General features: G+C 40.0%; 16 protein-coding genes. 13 read left to right on the plus strand and 3 right to left on the minus strand.

Annotated elements, in window-relative coordinates:
• Window positions 1–25 precede the first annotated feature (25 nt).
• The 11 genes from FDK13_RS12510 to FDK13_RS12560 all read left to right on the plus strand — a co-directional run bounded on the left by FDK13_RS12510 (window position 26) and on the right by FDK13_RS12560 (window position 11,416).
• Entirely contained in the window at window positions 26–967 is a 942-nt protein-coding gene (locus tag FDK13_RS12510) for a D-2-hydroxyacid dehydrogenase (RefSeq protein ID WP_137340333.1), read from the plus strand.
• A gap of 60 nt (window positions 968–1,027) precedes the next feature.
• Window positions 1,028–2,221 carry a galactokinase gene (locus tag FDK13_RS12515; RefSeq protein WP_137340334.1) on the plus strand — a complete coding sequence of 398 codons (1,194 nt, stop codon included), beginning with the start codon at window positions 1,028–1,030 and terminating at the stop codon, window positions 2,219–2,221.
• 25 nt (window positions 2,222–2,246) lie between these two features.
• A complete protein-coding gene (locus FDK13_RS12520) occupies window positions 2,247–3,398 on the plus strand; it encodes an aldose epimerase family protein (RefSeq protein WP_137340335.1) in 1,152 nt (383 codons plus the stop codon).
• 773 nt (window positions 3,399–4,171) lie between these two features.
• Complete coding sequence (locus tag FDK13_RS12525) at window positions 4,172–4,795, plus strand: hypothetical protein (protein WP_137340336.1); 624 nt, start codon at window positions 4,172–4,174, stop codon at window positions 4,793–4,795.
• A gap of 192 nt (window positions 4,796–4,987) precedes the next feature.
• Window positions 4,988–5,611: a PspC domain-containing protein gene (locus tag FDK13_RS12530; protein ID WP_137340337.1), complete on the plus strand. Its 624-nt coding sequence runs from the start codon at window positions 4,988–4,990 to the stop codon at window positions 5,609–5,611.
• A gap of 98 nt (window positions 5,612–5,709) precedes the next feature.
• Window positions 5,710–5,892, plus strand: coding sequence for a LiaI-LiaF-like domain-containing protein (locus FDK13_RS12535; protein ID WP_137340338.1), 183 nt, complete (start codon window positions 5,710–5,712; stop codon window positions 5,890–5,892).
• 5 nt (window positions 5,893–5,897) lie between these two features.
• A complete protein-coding gene (locus FDK13_RS12540; protein WP_137340339.1) occupies window positions 5,898–6,923 on the plus strand; it encodes a toast rack family protein in 1,026 nt (341 codons plus the stop codon).
• A gap of 33 nt (window positions 6,924–6,956) precedes the next feature.
• Window positions 6,957–7,691 carry a M15 family metallopeptidase gene (locus FDK13_RS12545; RefSeq protein ID WP_229216025.1) on the plus strand — a complete coding sequence of 245 codons (735 nt, stop codon included), beginning with the start codon at window positions 6,957–6,959 and terminating at the stop codon, window positions 7,689–7,691.
• Between the two features lie 210 nt (window positions 7,692–7,901).
• Window positions 7,902–8,522, plus strand: a complete 621-nt coding sequence (locus FDK13_RS12550; protein WP_137340531.1) for an RNA polymerase sigma-70 factor — start codon at window positions 7,902–7,904, stop codon at window positions 8,520–8,522.
• Between the two features lie 2 nt (window positions 8,523–8,524).
• The gene (locus tag FDK13_RS12555; protein ID WP_137340340.1) at window positions 8,525–9,571 is read left to right on the plus strand and encodes a FecR family protein; all 1,047 of its coding nucleotides are present in this window, start codon (window positions 8,525–8,527) and stop codon (window positions 9,569–9,571) included.
• A 42-nt stretch (window positions 9,572–9,613) separates the two neighbouring features.
• Entirely contained in the window at window positions 9,614–11,416 is a 1,803-nt protein-coding gene (locus FDK13_RS12560) for an STN and carboxypeptidase regulatory-like domain-containing protein (RefSeq protein ID WP_229216026.1), read from the plus strand.
• Window positions 11,417–11,529: 113 nt separating this feature from the next.
• Here FDK13_RS12560 and nadE read toward each other — a convergent pair whose 3' ends face one another.
• Complete coding sequence (gene nadE / locus FDK13_RS12565; RefSeq protein WP_137340341.1) at window positions 11,530–13,563, minus strand: NAD(+) synthase; 2,034 nt, start codon at window positions 13,561–13,563, stop codon at window positions 11,530–11,532.
• 217 nt (window positions 13,564–13,780) lie between these two features.
• Between nadE and FDK13_RS12570 the strand changes: the two genes are divergently transcribed.
• Both FDK13_RS12570 and FDK13_RS12575 read left to right on the plus strand, forming a co-directional pair.
• Window positions 13,781–14,419 carry a hypothetical protein gene (locus FDK13_RS12570; protein WP_137340342.1) on the plus strand — a complete coding sequence of 213 codons (639 nt, stop codon included), beginning with the start codon at window positions 13,781–13,783 and terminating at the stop codon, window positions 14,417–14,419.
• 211 nt (window positions 14,420–14,630) lie between these two features.
• Window positions 14,631–15,866, plus strand: a complete 1,236-nt coding sequence (locus FDK13_RS12575; protein ID WP_137340533.1) for an ABC transporter permease — start codon at window positions 14,631–14,633, stop codon at window positions 15,864–15,866.
• Between the two features lie 118 nt (window positions 15,867–15,984).
• Here the strand turns inward: FDK13_RS12575 and FDK13_RS12580 are convergent, their stop codons facing one another.
• Both FDK13_RS12580 and FDK13_RS12585 read right to left on the minus strand, forming a co-directional pair.
• A complete protein-coding gene (locus FDK13_RS12580) occupies window positions 15,985–17,148 on the minus strand; it encodes a methionine aminotransferase (RefSeq protein WP_137340343.1) in 1,164 nt (387 codons plus the stop codon).
• A gap of 103 nt (window positions 17,149–17,251) precedes the next feature.
• The gene (locus FDK13_RS12585) at window positions 17,252–17,869 is read right to left on the minus strand and encodes a redoxin domain-containing protein (protein WP_137340344.1); all 618 of its coding nucleotides are present in this window, start codon (window positions 17,867–17,869) and stop codon (window positions 17,252–17,254) included.
• Window positions 17,870–17,932 lie beyond the last annotated feature (63 nt).

Consider the following 17,932-nt stretch of genomic DNA (forward strand, 5'->3'; position numbering starts at 1 on the left):
TTTTCTCTCTTTAAAATAAAAAACAATGGTCATATACTGTCATGCAAATTTTGACGACGTACTTCGAAATCGATTAACCGAAGTTCTTTCACCAAAATATACGATTCATTTTCAATCTGATACGCAGTCAAAAACAGAGGCGCAAAATTTGTTTTTTGAAGCCGATTATATATTAGGAAATCCGCCTTTGGACTGGTTTTCAGAGCCTTTAAATAATTTGAAATTCTGGCAGCTGGATTCTGCCGGTTTTGATCAATACGCATCGGTAAGATTAAACGGGCAAACAAAAGTAGCCAATATGGGCGACTGGTTTGCACGTCCTTGTGCCGAATCGATTGTTGGCGGTATATTGGCGCTTTACCGCGGTATTGATAAACTTACGTTACTGAAAGAAAAAACAGAATGGGTTGGAGCGCCATTAAGGGCTGAGTTACGTTTGCTTTCAGGTCAGGAAGTTGTTATTCTTGGCGCAGGAACAATCGGCAGCACAGTCAAACTACTTTTGCAGGGTTTTGGATGTACGCTTCATTTAATGGCCAGAACTTCTCCTGATGCGGATATTCATTCAAAGGAAGATTTGCTAAATGTTTTACCAAATACTGACTTGGTGATTAATACACTGCCCGGATCTGCTGCTAATTTTGCTGATCAGGCAATGTTTCAGGCTATGAAAAAAGGCAGTGTATATGCCAGTGTTGGCCGTGGAAGTACAACTGACGAGCAGGCACTTATTGAAGTGCTCAATTCAAAACATCTTGACGGAGCCGTTCTGGATGTTACCGAAATTGAGCCAATTCCGAATGACAATCCGTTGTGGAAAATGGATAACGTTATTCTAAGTCAGCATACCGGTGGTGGACATGCCGATGAACATGTTGGCAAAGTGGATTTATTCCTAAACAATATCATGACGATTGAAAACGGCGGCACTCCGATTAATGAAATAAACCTTGCAAAAGGATATTAAGAAAGCATTGAAAACGATTATCAGTCAATTCCTGAATGATAATCTACAAACAAAAAATAAATGACAAGTACAGAATTGAGCACGGCAGAACGGATTCGTGAAAATTATATTGCCCATTTTGGTAATAATACCGGTACAGAGAATTTCAGACTTTTCCGCTCTCCGGGAAGAATTAACCTGATCGGAGAACATACCGATTATAACAATGGATTCGTACTACCAGCCAGCGTAGACAAGGCTGTCTATTTCGCAATTTCTCCTCGTATTGATAACCAGGTCGTTTTGTATGCGGTTGATTTAAATGAAACCTACACTTTTCAGGTTGAAGATATTTCCAAACCAGATCAAAAATGGGCATATTTTCAATTAGGTATCATTGAGCAGATTTATAAAAACGGCTTGAATATTGGCGGATTCCAGGCTGCGTTTGGCGGAGATGTACCCCAGGGCGCCGGAATGTCTTCTTCTGCTGCTTTGGAATGTTGTCTATTATTTGCTTTGAATGAAGTTTTCAATTTGGAGCTGGACCGGTTTTCTATCGTAAAAATGTCTCAGAAAGCAGAGAATGAATATGTTGGCGTACAATGCGGCATTATGGATCAGTTTGCTTCCGGTTTTGGAAAAAAGGAAGCTGTAATTCGCCTGGATTGCCGCTCATTGGAATACGAATATTTTCCTTTTCCAATGGACGAATACATTCTTGTTCTTTGTAATACGCTTGTGGAACATTCACTAGCAAGTTCAGAATACAATACACGTCGGCTGGAATGTGAGAAAGGCGTATTTATACTACAAAAGTATAATCCAGAGATTAAAAGTCTTCGTGACGCTAATCCTGAAATTGTCGAAGAACATAAAGATGAACTCGGGGATGTTGTTTATCGCCGTTGTAAATATATGACGGAGGAAATTGAGCGTGTACAGGTTGCCTGCGATTTCCTGACGGCTGGCGATCTTATCAGTTTTGGTAAAAAAATGTATGAAACACACCAGGGACTTCAGCATGAATATGAAGTAAGCTGCGAAGAACTCGACTTTTTGGTAGATCAGACATTTGACGATCCGTCTGTAATTGGCGCTAGAATGATGGGTGGCGGTTTTGGCGGCTGTACGATCAATCTGGTAAAAAAAGATGGTGTTGAAGATTTTGAAGCAAAAATGAAGAAAGCTTATTATGATAAATTTCAAATAAAATTGCCCTGCTATCGCGTGCAGATAACGGATGGGACCGAGGAAATTGTATTAAATGCTTAACCTTAATAATTCCTAAAAATACCCCATGAAAAAACGATCATTTTTATTCGCCGCGCTGATTGGCATTGGTCTGATGAGCTGCTCAAAAACCAAAAACGAAAACGAAAGTAAAACAATGACCAGTACGATTTCGAAAGAAGTATTCGGAGACCTTCCGGATGGTAAAAAAGCGGATCTCTATACGCTGACCAACGCCAATGGAATGACCGTAAAAATCAGTAATTATGGCGGTATTATCACAGAATTAACAGCAAAAGACAAAAGTGGAAGATGGGAAGATGTCGTACTTGGGTTTGATTCTCTGGCTCCTTACATCGCAGAAAATCCATTTTTTGGTGCACTGGTTGGCCGTTTTGGAAACCGTATTGCCAACGGAAAATTTACGCTGGATGGTAAAACTTATAATCTGCCAATTAACAACGGACCGAACTCTCTGCACGGTGGTATTAATGGCTTTAATAAGAAACTTTGGAACGCTACCGAAATTAAAAAAGATTCGATCGTAGGCCTTGAATTAACCTACGTGAGCAAAGACGGAGAAGAAGGATATCCCGGAACGCTGAATGTGAAAGTGACTTACACGCTTTCAAACGAAAACGGACTGCGTATTGATTATGAAGCAACTACGGACAAAAATACGGTTCTCAATTTGACGAACCATTCGTACTTTAACCTTAGCGGTTTGAAACGTGATATTTTGAACCATGAGGTTTATATCAAATCAGATAGCATGGTTCCGGTGAATGCGACGCTGATTCCAACCGGAAAATTAAGAGCTGTAAAAGGAACACCGTTTGATTTTAACGAGCCTACACTTGTTGGCAAAAGAATTAATGATGTAGCAGACGAGCAAATTAAAAACGGCGGTGGTTATGATCATTGCTGGGTCATAAGTGGTGCCGACAAAAGCCTGGCACTTTTTGCAACGGTTAAGGATACTGAAAGCGGTCGTTTTATGGAAGTTTATACCACGGAACCTGCTGTTCAGTTTTACACAGGAAATTTCCTTGACGGAAAACTGACAGGAAAAGGTGCAACGTATGCAAAACGTTATGGCCTATGTCTTGAAACAGAACATTATCCGGATTCACCAAATCAACCTCAGTTCCCAACAACGGAATTGAAACCGGGAGAAACTTACAAAACTTCAACGGAGTATAAGTTTTCGGTTAAGTAATAATTCAAAATATTTCAGGAGCTGTCCGAGATGAAAATCTCTGACAGCTTTTTTGTTTTTACGTATTTGAGAATTGAGGCCATGGCTAAAGCCGAAAAATTTGTGCCCCTTGCTCACCCAAGGTTAAAACCTTGGGTTAATTTACTTCTTGCACAAACCTACATCACTAACCCAGGGCTTCAGCCTTGGGCCGCCGGGACCAGGAACAAGCCAGGCTTTAGCCATCAATTTCATCCCGACGTAAAAACGAAAAACAAAATAGGTTCCCACCCAATTCACTAACCCAGGGCTTCAGCCTTGGGCCGCCGGGACCAGGAACAAGCCAGGCTTTAGCCATCAATTTCATCCCGACGTAAAAACGAAAAACAAAATAGGTTCCCACCCAATTCACTAACCCAGGGCTTCAGCCTTGGGCCGCCGGGACCAGGAACAAGCCAGGCTTTAGCCATCAATTCATCCCGACATAAAAACGAAAAACAAAATAGGTCCCCACCCAATTCACTAACCCAGGGCTTCAGCCTTGGGCTGCCGGGACCAGGAACAAGCCAGGCTTTAGCCATCAATTTCATCCCGACGTAAAAACGAAAAAGAAAATAGGTTCCCACCCAATTCACTAACCCAAGGCTTCAGCCTTGGGCCGCCGTGACCAGAAGCAAGCCAGGCTTTAGCCATCAATTTCCTAACCAGCCAGGCAAAAAGTAATTTGTTAACAAGATAATCCTCGCGATGAATTATCTTTGCATTAGAAATAGTTCCGAACAAATACCATCAACATGCTTAGTAGAACCGTAAAAATCAGCAACGTCACCAATTTGTCCGACGCCCGTTATTGTGCCGGTATGGGCGTGGAAATGCTTGGTTTTTCTATCGATGAAGATTCTCCCAATTATATATCTCCAAAAAAATTCGAAGAAATATGTTCCTGGCTGGCTGGTGTACAGCTGGTTGCCGAAACAAGTCAAACTAATCCCGAATTACTGTTAAAAGCATTGGCAGATTATCCGGTACACTACGTGCAGGTGGAATCTCCTGGTTTGCTAACTTATTTACAAAGTGAATTGAGTTTGCCGCTTATCCTGCGGGTGAGTGTGGATACCTACGACACCAGCGATATTTATTCCATTTTTAGTCGTTATGGAGATTCAGTAAATTATTTTCTTTTGGAAAGTGATGCGAATGGCCCGCTTACCGAAGAATGGACTCAGGTTTTGACAGAACTTGCCAAAGAATATCCGATTTTAATCGGTTTCGGTCTGGATGATGAAATTACTGTTAATAAATTAACCGAAACTTTTCCTCAAATTGGTATTGCCTTGCGTGGAAGCGAAGAACTCAGACCAGGTTATAAAGATTTTGGCAGCATGATGGATATTCTTGAAGCTTTGGAAGAAGAATAATCGGAATGTAAAATACTTTATATGCCTGAACCTCATTGGTAAACATGTAATTTTGGTTAAAATTGAAACCGGATTATCGAAAATCACCTTAAATTACCATTTAACACGATTACTAACCGATAATAAACTTCCCGCTTGCAGTATCTTGTATAACCCACTACCTTTGATTACAACATAAACGTAAACAACGAAATGGAAAAGAAATTGCACCGCATACCCGATCAGGCTGTATTTGGAGGAGTTGCTTCCGGTATTGCCCAATATTTACAAATAGATGTAGTAATCGTTCGTGTTTTATTCGTAGTGATGTTATTTCTGCCGATACCTGCAAGTTTCGGATGGACAGGGATTTTGTATATAATTTTGTGGGCGGTTCTTCCTACAGGAACAGCAGATGTGCATAATTTTGATACAGTAGCCAGCAAACCACACGATCCCGAAGCCGACAAAAAACGCTCCGACCAGACTGTCAAAATCCTAGGAGGTGCCTTAGTACTTTTTGGTATTTTTATGCTGGTTGATGATTTCCCGATCTGGTACGAAATCAAACCGTATTTCTGGCCGGTAGCCTTGATCATCGTTGGCGCATTTCTTATCCTTCGCCAGAGAGATAAGGAACACGAAGCAAACACGACCGTTTATCCGACAACGCCTCCGCCAACAGAGCCGATCGAACCGGAACCATATGCACCAACTCCTGATCCTCAGCCCTACACGCCATTTGGCACAACCGAATCAACACCACCGGATACTTTCCCGCAAGATCCAAACAATCCCAAAGGAAATGGAGACGACGATATCATAAAAGTGAATTAAAAAACTGAATGAAGAGACTTCCGGTTTAAGCCATAGCAACACTACGGCACAACTTTCAACCGCGCGGCGGTAGCTTTCCACTCTCAACTATTTCAGCCATGAACTTTAAAAACATTTTCTGGGGAGTCATTCTCATCATCATGGGATCCCTTTTTCTGGTCGAAGAATTAACCGGTTTTGATTTCAAAGGTTTTTTCTGGCCTATTATCCTGATCATTTCCGGAGCATTATTGCTGTTACGGAATTACATAAACTCCGACACTAACCACTCAAATATTTAATTGTCATGAAAAATTCAAAAAGTATTTTCTGGGGTGGGATGCTCATCATCATTGGTATTTTCTGGTTGCTACGAAAGCTTGATATCTTTTTCTTTCACTGGGACGTTATTTTACCTTACTGGCCTGTGTTGCTTATTTTAGCAGGTATTTTGCTGATCCTGACTAATAAATATACTGCTGCCAGAGGGCTGGTCGGGTTATTAATTGTGCTAGCAGTTTTCGGTGGTTTGACCAGTCGCACCGGCCGTGTTTTTGACCGCCACAATGATAACTGGAATTTCAACTGGAATGATCATGATGACGACGATGATGATAACGACCACGATGAAGACGACGGGGATAATGACGATGACAAAGATGATGATTATGAACAGGATAAAGAGCAAGGCTATAAAAAGCCGGTAAATAATTCCTACCAATATGAAATGGAGGATTTTATTCAGAAAGCAAATTTCAATCTGGAAGGGGGCGCTGGTTCTTTTACACTAAAAGGAAATACGGATAAGCTTTTCGAAGCCGATACACGCTCTTCTGTTTTAGGATTTTTGTCAAATACTTCCATTAACAAACTGGCAAATTCTGCTACTGTTAACCTGAAAATGGAAGATGGAAATGTTAAACTTCATAAAGGCGAATTGAGTAATAAAGCCGATATTGAACTTAACACCAAACCAATCTGGACAATAGATTTGGGTCTGGGCGCCGGAAGCGGAGATTTTGATCTAAGTAATTACAAAGTTGAAAATCTGAAAGTCAGTACCGGAGTAGCTGATCTGGATATTCGTTTGGGGGACAAACTCGATAATTCAAATGTTAAAATTGATGCTGGTGTTGCTTCACTTGGACTGGAAATTCCAAGAACCGTAGGCTGTGAAATCAAACTGGACGGTGCTCTGAATATTACTTCTTTTGATGACCTTGAAAAAATAAATGATAAACTTTACCGCTCTCCGGGCTTCGATAAAGCGACAAAGAAAATCATGATTAACTTTGATGGAGGTTTGTCAAAAGTTAAAATAAGACGATACTAATAAATCAAAAATCCTCCCAAATTGGGAGGATTTTTGATTCAACATTACACTGTTCAGAGGTTTATGCAGGTTTACAAAGTTCTTTTGTGTGTTATATTTTTTTTAATTCCTTTTTCAGTATCAGCTCAAAAAAAACAGCAGGATAAGATCTCGCCAATTGAACAGAAAATGCTTGATCAGGGACTAGTTAACATTAAAACTCTAAATCCTGAAATCCTGGTTGAACTCAAATACGCAACTCCCGACAACTTCATGAAAAAGAATGTTTACGGAGAACTAACTCATGCATACCTTCAGCCTGAAATGGCAAAAAAACTTTCCCGGGCAAGTTCATTTCTTCAACAGGAAAAACCTGATTTTAAATTACTGGTTTATGATGCTGCCCGTCCAAATTCTGCACAATACAAACTTTGGGACGCATTGGATGATTTAAAAATCCCTCCGCGTTCGAAAACCCAATATGTGGCCGATCCTAAAATCGGTTCAAATCATAATTTCGGTTGCGCCATTGATCTCACGGTTGTTGATGAAAATCAAAAACCGCTTGACATGGGAACTTCCTATGACTTTTTTGGCCCACTCGCCTATCCTCGCTCCGAACAGGAAATGTTAAGACAAGGAAAACTTACATCGAAACAAATCGCTAACCGGAATATTCTCCGGAAAGCGATGATAAAGGCCGGATTTACTGTTAACACCACAGAATGGTGGCATTTTGACGGCATGTCTAAAAAGCAGGCGCGCGCAAAATACGGGATGATAAAATAATTATTTCATGGCTAACAAATTTGGAAAACCATTGGTCTCCCACCTTTTGGATTAAGACAACCCACCTCAGCTTTCCCCTTATTCAATAAAAATATTTATTTTTCATAGGGGTAAAATCCGTTCCGCTTGTCATGGTTAAAAGAAACTTAAACTGTGGCAGCAACCGCTCTTCTCAATCCGGATTTTATAATCGAAAGAGATTATCTACTTTTGGCCGAAAAACAAAAGAAGAAAACTGTGCAAACTTCTGATCCGGAAATTGTTCAAGCTATAAGACGAGGAGATGAGGCTGCTTTCGAGCGGACTTTCCGTTTCTACTACCAGCGTTTATGCAATTATGCGAGTTCTTTGCTAAAAGATGCAGAGGATGCGGAAGAAATTGTGCAAACTGTTTTCATTACAATTTGGGAAAAAAGAGAAGATCTTGAAATTACACTTTCACTAAAATCATATTTATACCGCGCCGTTCATAATCATTGTCTGAACCGCTTCAAGCATGCTGCCGTAAAAGATGCTTACCGTGAATATTCAGTAAATTATTTACCTCAATCATACGAATCAGTTACAGAAGTTATTCATGCCGATGAGCTTTCTGAACGGATTGAAAAAGCGATACGAAAATTGCCTGAACAATGCCAGAAAGCATTTCGAATGAGCCGGTTTGAAGAACTGAAATACCAGGAAATCGCTGATCAGCTCAATATTTCAATCAAAACAGTTGAAAACCAGATCGGGAAAGCGCTCAAAATATTACGTACAGAACTGGCCGATTATCTGCCCTCTTTACTTTTGCTTGTTTATTTTTTATATCAACAGTTAATCCAGCCGTAACCATGAACAATTCTCATGACAACATTTCGGATGAGCTGTTAGCACGCTTCCTGGCCGAAACTGCTACTCCGGCGGAAATTGTCGAAGTAAAAAACTGGCTGAAAAGCGCTCCCGAAAATCAAAAAGAACTCGCCGCTTTTGAAATACTTTGGGAGAAAACCGCAGAGTTAAAAATTAATCATATCAAGGTTGATACCGATGCAGCCTGGAATAAGGTTCGTTTGCAAATGAAAACGAACAATACCGAATCAGAACATTTAACTGAAAAATATACAGGTTCTAATCAGGAAACGATTACCAGAGAATTGCCAGTAAAAAAACAATTCTTATTTCCGGTGTGGATCGCAGCGGCTGTTTCGGTTACTATCCTGGCTTTTGGCTGGTTTATATTTAAGACTGAATGGAATAATAATTCTGAACAAATTAAGGTCGCGACGACAAACAATACCGGCGAAACAACTTTGCCGGATGGAACCAAAATATTTTTAAATTACAATTCATCAATAAGCTATCCTGAAAATTTTTCGGGTGATATACGTTCAGTTGCTTTAAAAGGCGAGGCATTTTTCGATGTAAAACCAGACGCCTCTCATCCTTTTGTAATCGACGCCAATGGAACTCAGGTTCGGGTTTTGGGAACATCTTTTAACGTTAAGGCTTACAAAAAAGAACTTGTTCGGGTAGATGTAAAAACCGGAAAGGTACGGGTTTCCAAAAACGATAAAAAGATTGAACTCGTGAAGGGACAAAGTGCGGAAGTGTTGAACGACACGCTCAAAAGTATGCGCGCCGATGTAAATATTATGGGCTACAAAACGCAGGTTTTCGATTTTAACGCTACAAATCTGGGTGATGTTGTGAATACGTTGCGGGAAGGTTATCACTCCGATATTCGTTTATCTAATTTAAAACTTGCGCGGTGCAGGTTAACCATCAGTTTCCGGAAAGAACCGCTTGACGCGACTTTGTCAGTCATTGCGGAAACACTGGAATTACATTTACGAAAAGATGGGAAAATATATTGGCTGGAAGGGAAAGGGTGCCAGTAACTGCTACCCATTACACTAACCCGGCAATAAATTCCTAATGCGTTGAAAACATTTTACTATATATTTTCTTTAATTCTTATTGGTTTCTTAACCTCGGTTTCTTCGAAAGTCCAGGCTCAGGAATTGTTGGAAAAACGCATTTCTATTCGTGTAACGAATCAGTCTCTTGATAATGTTTTACGACAAATAGAAAATCTTGGCGGATTCAGCTTTTCCTATAATCCGGATATTGTTGAAATCAAAAGCCGGGTTTCTATTAATGCAGTAAACCAAAGTGTGAGGGAAATTCTCAATGAATTATTTAAGGGAAAAGTGATTTTCCGGGAGCGGCACAAGTATATTATTTTACTTCGAAATACAAAAAAGGAAGAAGAAACACCTCTCAATTTTAATTTAAACGGATATATCATCAACAAAAAAACAGGTGAAAAACTTGCTAACGCCAGTATTTATGAACCTGTTACGCTGGCTTCAACAATAAGTAATCAATACGGATACTACCGGATCCGCTTGCCAACCACACCGTCTTCCGTACGTCTGGAAATTCGCAAAGATCAATTCATTGGCCAATCAGTGATTATTTCAAACCGAAAAAATACCTATTTGCCGATACAATTAAACCCGGATACGATTAAAGCACTGACCTTTAGGCAATTAAATATCGTTACCAAATCGGACACACTCAACAGTCCCAGGATAAAAATTCCTCAATTTGAATATACTACAACGATTTATGTATCATCCGATACCATTATAGAAACAGATTCTCTTCCTTTACAAAACAAATTACGGGTTACCTATCAACGTGTTCGCAAGGATTTTAGCAGCGCCTTTGCCTCTGCGAAACAAGCCATCAATACAAAAAATATTACGGATACTTTATACCGGCCGGTTCAATCATCCATTCTACCTTTTATCAGTACCAACCGGGAGCTTAGCGGAAACGTTGTAAATGATTTTTCATTCAACGTTTTTGCCGGTTATTCACTGGGCACTAATAAATTGGAAATCGGAGGATTGTTTAATGCGGATCGGGGACATGTTAAGGGAGTCCAGCTTGCAGGAATCGGCAATTTTGTTGGCAATAATGTCACGGGCTTTCAATATGCGTCGGCACTTAACGTTGTAATGGGAAATGTTAAAGGGCTGCAATATTCTACTTTATTAAATTTTACAGGAGGTAACTTTAAAGGCGTACAATGGGCTGGTATAGGCAATGTAATGCTTGGAGAGTTACATGGCTGGCAAATTTCTGGCGGATATAATTATGCCAAAAAAGTAAAAAGCGGCCACCAGCTTAGTGCCGTCAACTATGCCGATTCATCAGCAACCACCTCAATTGGCCTTTTTAGCTATATCCGAAAAAACGGTTATCGCAGGTATGAAGTTTCCTCGGACGAATTCAACTACTTCAATACCACATTTAAAACAGGCATGAATGCGTTTTACAATATTTTCACCATAGGTTTTAACTGGAAAATTGCCAACAAACCCTTCGGAAGTATAGGTTACGGATTTGGAACGGCTGCCAATTTGGGCCGTGGCTGGATGTTCAATGCCGATATTACAGCCAACGCCGTTGCCATTGATAAGGTAAATCTAAAAAGTCACAATGCCGCAGGTTTGTTTCGTCTGACCACAGGCATTGAAAGAACAACGGGTAAACGCTTTTCCATTGCCTTTGGTCCTTCTTTAAACTTACTGACCGGAAATGAATTAGGAACTTCTTATGATACCCGGAAACTTTTGTCTACGTTTTGGCTTGGAGGAAAACCGGGACATACCAGAAAAAATTATGGTTGGATAGGTTTTCAAGTGGCCGTAAGATTTCGGGATAAATTGTAAGGTTTTAAGATTTCACGCAAAGCAGAAAAGTTAAAACGCAAGAGCGCAAAGTTTTAAATCTCTGCGCCCTTTGCGTTTTTTTACCTTTGCGGACTTTGCGTGAAATCTTTATCTTAAAATCCAATTCGACCTCTCCCATATCTCCCTCTATTCCCATCCGCATAGTGCCGAAGCTCTTCAAGTTCTTTTTCAAATCCACCCGACAGAATAGGGAAACGGCACCAGGAACGCGGATCAAGATTTAAATCATCCAAGTGAAAAGATGGCGCATAACGCTCACGTTTCCACTGATTCCGGCTCCATAATTTGAAAAAGCGTTCCGTCCAGCCTAGGATCTGAGATTCGGAATAAACATCTTTGTAACGAACTACGACGTTTTTGTAACAATCAACCGGCGATTTTTTATCACGTATTGCTACTTTTTCCAACGCATCCAGAAAATCGTAAGGCATCAGATCGGCTTCATCCGTTTGGTTTAATTCCAATGGACGAAGTTCCGCTGTCGGCTGTAAGGAATTCACTTTTTTCAATCCCTCAATCCGGATGTGCTTTCCTTTTACTTCACAACCCACCGTTTCCAGCCAGCGCAGCCATTGGCGCAGATAATGTTTATCAATTCCGGCAAGCGGACTGATACTTCCGGCCGTGTCGCCATCCATCGTCGCATAACCGACTGCGACTTCGGAACGGTTTGAAGTGGCCAAAAGTAAATGATTTGACAAATTGGTAAGCAACCAGACACCCGGAGCACGAACTCTCGCCTGAATGTTCTGCAAAGCTATATCATCGGTTCGCCAGGACAATTGTCTGCCAATCTGTTCTTCGATCAAACTTTTATAGGTTTCAACCAGGCCGTTTATATTGATATTATAAAAAGTAGAACCAATAGATTCGGCAAGAGACTGTGCCGATTCCAGCGTATCATTCGAGCTATTTTCTGTTCTCTGATAAATGTTATGTACCAAAGCAAGTGCCAAATCCTCCTCCGTTTTTGCCGAATGGATTTCCTTTATGTAAGAAAGTTTTTCCTTGAAACGCTGCAAACCAATACTCTCATCAGCCAAACGAATCATCAAACCGCATAAGGCCGTACAAGCACAGGAATCTGCACCCCCGGAAAGAGAAATTGTAAATCCGTTTGACCTACTTTTTCTCAGATAATCAAAAAGCCCGAGCGACACAGCACGTGCAAATTCTTCTTCTTTCAACGCACCTCCTTTCTCAAAAGCTTCCAATTCCGCTATTTGCTGCGGCACAGGATCGATTTCCGGAAAATCAAAACGAGCTGACACGCGCCAGGTTTTATCTTTTATTGACGAAGAGATTTTATTTTGAAGCTGATTTAAACGGGTATTGTCAGTATCAACAACAGCTGTAATGATCAAATGATCTTCATAACTGAAACGATCACTGGTAACCAGCATTTCACCATTGGAAGCAATCATCGCATCGCCATCATAAATAGCTCTTCCGGCTTCATTTCCTAATAAATTGGTATAAATATAACTGCAACCAAAAGATCTGGAACCGTCCAGAACAAGTCTTTCACGAGTCATAAATTTATGGAAAGCAAAGTGACTTGCACTTGGATTCAGAATAATATCAACACCTCTTTCGTAATGACGACGGCCCGGACGGTTGGAAACCCAGGCATCTTCACAAATTTCAAACCCGATCCTTACGCCTGAAAGATCAAAAATAATATCGCCAATTGGATATAACATTTGGTCGATTTCGATACTTTCTACCAAACCGGCCGGCCAGGGACGAAACCAGCGGGCTTCGTAATGAATTCCGTTATTAGCCAGATTTTGCTTGCAATAAAAACCAATAATCTGTTTGTTCGCAATCAGACAAGCCGTGTTATACAAACTGTTGTTATGACGGACCGGCAAACCTACCGCAACAATAATTCCAGCTGTTTCACTTACAATCTCATGCAGACATTTCAGTGCTTGTTCCGCCAGATCTGCTGCGAAAAAATAGTCTTCACAACCATAACCGGATATGCATAATTCAGGCAAACAAATCAGGCTTACATCCTGCTTTTTGGCCTCTCCAATCGCCTGAATAATATGTTTCGTATTGGATTCCCACGCCATCGGTGTCTGATTTACTACACCTGAAGCTACTTTTATAAATGACATAATTATTAATCCGGTTTGTGGTCTGCAATTTGGGCTTTACAATTCTAATTGTCTGCCAACATAACAAAAAAAAGATAAGAAGAATTAAATCAACCGTAATGAATAAAAAAAATGGAAAATAGGGCCAGCCATTTGATATAAATAATTATAACAAATAGAATAATAATTACAAAATGTTTATTTTTATAACCGTTAATTTCACTAACCTTTAACACTTATGAAACAGTCACTATGTTTACTTTACATTTTGTTTTTTTTGAGTGTAACGCTTTCGTGCACTAACGAAAAACCAGAACTAAAAAAAACAGCATTAACAAAGGAGGAAGTCCTTAATTTAATTCAGTCGCAAATCCTTTACGTTACCAAAATTGAAAGAAAAGCCGGCAATGAAACCGTTGATTTAACAAATTTGCCCGAATTTGACCTCTACCGGAAAAGTGTGTTTTTTACTTTTCGACAAGGATATATTCTTATTTTATCGGGGAGTGAAATACCAAATACTAAATATCCTGCGTCAGCAAAAACGTTTTCTTTCTCAATTAAAATTCCACTGCCTTTAAACCTCGAATATTATTGGGACGACGCAGCCGGAACTGTTGTTACAAAGAGCAATGTAGGATCAAGTACCATTCCTATCCCGTTTGAGAACCCTGCAAAACTTGATCTGGCAAGTATTATTAGCTATACCACACTCGAAGCAGCCCAGGTCGCTTCCACACCACCCAGTCTAAAATTTACGGTGGATCTCACAGATCCAAAACTTGGCCCGGTAACTTACTCATATACTTTGAAACCGGTTTGGTCATATGAAAAAGCTGGTGACGTGCCAAACTATTATAACTTCGTGGTGTTTTAGATAAAAATTGCTTTTTTGATAATCTTGAAATAAAATACTGTATTGAAGAAAAATGAGATCAGCCAACAACGGCTGATCTTTTTTGTTAAAAACCTGTAAAATCAATTTTATTTTCAATACAAAAAGTTACCGATCATCGATGCCGTTTTCATCACGCTATATTTTTTTACCTACTTTTGCAGATACATACATTTTAACCAGTCCGATTTCTTTGCAATTTCCTTCTTTTATCGCCAAACGCATCCGGAATAATGAAGCCGGTTCATTTTCAGCAACGGTTTCACGTATTGGCGTGGCCAGTATTGCTATTGGCGTTGCAGTCGGCATTATATCTTTCGCAGTTTTAATCGGTTTTAAGAAAACCATTCAGGAAAAAGTTTTCCTTTTTGGAGCCCATATTAACATCACCGCTTTCGCGCAGGGAAATACCTACGAAGAAGGTGCAATGAATATAAAAAATCCCGTTTCTGACGCCTTGAAAACAATGCCGGAAATAAGTCACTGGCAGGCAGTGGCTCATAAATCCGGAATTTTAAAAACCCCCGACGAAATAAAAGGAGTGGTTTTAAAAGGTGTGGGAAAAGATTATGACTGGAGTCTTTTCAAAACTTCATTAATCGAAGGAAGATTAATTGGCTCAAAAGATTCATCTTCCATCAAATATGGTTATTCTTCCGAAATACTGATCAGCCGGAAAATTGCCTCGCAGCTTAGATTAAAACCAGGCGATGAAGTAATTATGTATTCTTTACAGGATCCGCCAAGACCCAGAAAACTCACGGTTACAGGAATTTACGATACGCAAATGGAAGAATTTGATGATCGGCTGGTCATTGGTGATCTTAGACTGGTTCAGCGGCTAAATGGCTGGGGTGCAGATTCTATTGGTACTTATGAGATTTATTTAAAGGATTTTAAACAGCTTGATCAGGTTGCTCTTGAACTAAAAAAAATACTCCCTCCTGCCGTATATCTTCAAAAGGTTACAGATACATTCCGTCAATTATTTGACTGGTTATATTTGCTGGACAAGAACACGGCTGTTTTTCTGACACTGATTTTATTCGTGGCCTGCTTTAATATGATCTCTATTTTATTGGTCATGATCATGGAAAGAACGCCTTTAATCGGACTTTTGAAAACACTGGGAAGTCCTAATAAACAAATCAGATTGGTATTTCTACGCGTTGGATTGTATATGGTTCGACAGGGATTACTGATCGGAAACATTGCCGGGCTGGCTTTTTGCTGGTTGCAACATCAGTTTAAAATCATTCCGCTAGATCCGGTCAACTACAATATGGATACCGTCCCGATTGTTTTCGACTGGCCCACTTTTCTTTTGATCAATGTAACAACAATCATCGTTTCTGCATTAATCCTGATGATTCCAACGCTGATAATCACAAGAATCCAGCCCATAAAAGCGCTTCTCTTCAAGAAATAAAGGTAGGTTACACAGAGAACCACGGAGGTAAAAAGAGGGACACAGAGTTATTTTTGACTAAAATAAAAACTCTGTGTCCCTCTCATTTTCTCCGTGGTTCTCTGTGTAACCTAAAAAATCACCAGACAACCTTATTCAATAACTCAGCCGCCCTCAAAAGTGTGTCATCGTTTTTGGCGAAGCAGAATCTTAGTACCCGAAAATTAGTTTCTTCACCATAAAATGCAGAAAGCGGGATCGAGGCAACGCCTCCTTCTTTTGTCAATCTTTCAGCCAAAACCAGATCATGTTCTTCCGACAGATTTTTGTACGATACATTTTGGAAAAAGCTGCCTTCTGATGGTTTCAGAACAAATCCTATGTCTTTTATCGCTTCATTGAAAATATTTCTTTTACTCTCATAAAAAGCGGAAAGGCTTAGATAATGATCCGGTTCTTTTAGAAATTCCGCAATGGCAAACTGAAATGGCGTGATCACACTGAACACCATAAACTGGTGTATTTTCCGAAATTCGGTAGTAAATTCCTTAGGCGCCAGGCAATAGCCAACTTTCCAGCCCGTAACATGAAATGTTTTTCCAAAGGAGCCGCATAAAAACGTTCTGGACGCCAATGAAGGAATTGATGCAGCGGAAACGTGTCTTAAATCATCAAAAATAATATATTCATAAACCTCATCGCTGATCACAAAAAGGCTGTTTTTCTCGGCTAAGAAATCCAGTTGTTTTAAATCTGATTCAGTCCAGACTTTTCCCGTCGGATTGTGTGGTGTGTTGATAATAATCGCTTTGGTCTTTTCTGTCACTTTTGAATTAACAATTTCCCAGTCGATATATTCATATTGCGGATCCAGCGTTACAAAAACAGGTATTCCACCATTCATTTCAATGGCCGGAACGTAACTGTCATAAGCCGGTTCAAAAACAATAACTTCGTCTCCCGGATTTACAACCGTAGAAATTGCCACATAAAGTGCTTCCGTTGCACCGCTTGTAATTGTAATTTCAGTTTCAGGATGATACTCTGTTTTCGTAGCAGCAAAAACCTTTTGTGAAATCCCCTCCCTTAGCGCCATCACACCTGCCATCGGTGCATATTGATTTTTTCCCCGACGGATATATTTGTCAACCAGCTTTTGCAAATCCGGTGAACAATCAAATTCAGGAAAACCCTGCGCCAAATTTATTGCCTTATAGTCCTCGGCAAGTTTGGACATGCGGGTAAAAATGGTAGTACCGACTTTGGGCAACTTCGACTGAATTGCTGATGTAGCGGAAGGCATAAATGGATGGCAGATTAATTGAAAACAGCACCGGTAACCCGGATGATTCAAATATAATTGAAACAGCCAGACCGCCGGTGCCGGAGGATATATTTTAATGACTTTATTTTTTCTCTTTCCAGTGATAAACGGATTTCAATAATTCTTTACGATCAGGTGTTCCGTCAAAATTTTCATCTACAAAAACATAAGATACTTTTCTGTCTTTCCCGATCACGAATAGTGAAGGAGTAAAAACTTCTTCCGAAATTCCGGCAATACGATCCCAGATAGGCGAAGTTTCAGAATAAACTCCGTACGATCTTGCTACGTTAAAATCCTTATCGTGAATAATCGTAAAGTCGAGATTCAGCTTTTTTGAAATCCGCGAGATTTCCTTTGGAGATTCGTTGGTTAAAACCAAAAGTTGTCCTCCAAAAGCTTCAATCTGCGGAGCCAGCTCCTGCAAAGCTGCCAAATGTTTCGGTGCGTAACTTCCCCAGCATGGACAATAGAAACTCAAAACAAGTGGATTATAAGCAATCAGTTCCATTAGGGATTTGGAATCATCTGCAACAGAAAATCCCGAGACGGAAGTTACCTGCACGCCGTCTGCTGATTTAAGATAAAAGATTGGAGCAAAATCGCCGGTTTTTAATTCTTCCGTACGCTCATCCAATTCTCTTTCTTTTAGCTGAATGGTAGAAATATTCCCCAGTTCATCTTCGATTTCGTAATACATAATCGTTAGGGTTGTATACCTGTTTGAGTTTCTAAGCACAAATATATTATTAATCTATTTAAT

This window comes from Dyadobacter frigoris, assembly GCF_005280585.1.
Taxonomy (GTDB): domain Bacteria; phylum Bacteroidota; class Bacteroidia; order Cytophagales; family Spirosomataceae; genus Dyadobacter; species Dyadobacter frigoris.

Coding starts and splice junctions, on each gene's coding strand:
- FDK13_RS12510 (WP_137340333.1), top strand. CDS start 26: ATGGTCATATACTGTCATGCAAATTTTGACGACGTACTTCGAAATCGA.
- FDK13_RS12515 (WP_137340334.1), top strand. CDS start 1,028: ATGACAAGTACAGAATTGAGCACGGCAGAACGGATTCGTGAAAATTAT.
- FDK13_RS12520 (WP_137340335.1), top strand. CDS start 2,247: ATGAAAAAACGATCATTTTTATTCGCCGCGCTGATTGGCATTGGTCTG.
- FDK13_RS12525 (WP_137340336.1), top strand. CDS start 4,172: ATGCTTAGTAGAACCGTAAAAATCAGCAACGTCACCAATTTGTCCGAC.
- FDK13_RS12530 (WP_137340337.1), top strand. CDS start 4,988: ATGGAAAAGAAATTGCACCGCATACCCGATCAGGCTGTATTTGGAGGA.
- FDK13_RS12535 (WP_137340338.1), top strand. CDS start 5,710: ATGAACTTTAAAAACATTTTCTGGGGAGTCATTCTCATCATCATGGGA.
- FDK13_RS12540 (WP_137340339.1), top strand. CDS start 5,898: ATGAAAAATTCAAAAAGTATTTTCTGGGGTGGGATGCTCATCATCATT.
- FDK13_RS12555 (WP_137340340.1), top strand. CDS start 8,525: ATGAACAATTCTCATGACAACATTTCGGATGAGCTGTTAGCACGCTTC.
- nadE (WP_137340341.1), bottom strand. CDS start 13,563: ATGTCATTTATAAAAGTAGCTTCAGGTGTAGTAAATCAGACACCGATG.
- FDK13_RS12570 (WP_137340342.1), top strand. CDS start 13,781: ATGAAACAGTCACTATGTTTACTTTACATTTTGTTTTTTTTGAGTGTA.
- FDK13_RS12580 (WP_137340343.1), bottom strand. CDS start 17,148: ATGCCTTCCGCTACATCAGCAATTCAGTCGAAGTTGCCCAAAGTCGGT.
- FDK13_RS12585 (WP_137340344.1), bottom strand. CDS start 17,869: ATGTATTACGAAATCGAAGATGAACTGGGGAATATTTCTACCATTCAG.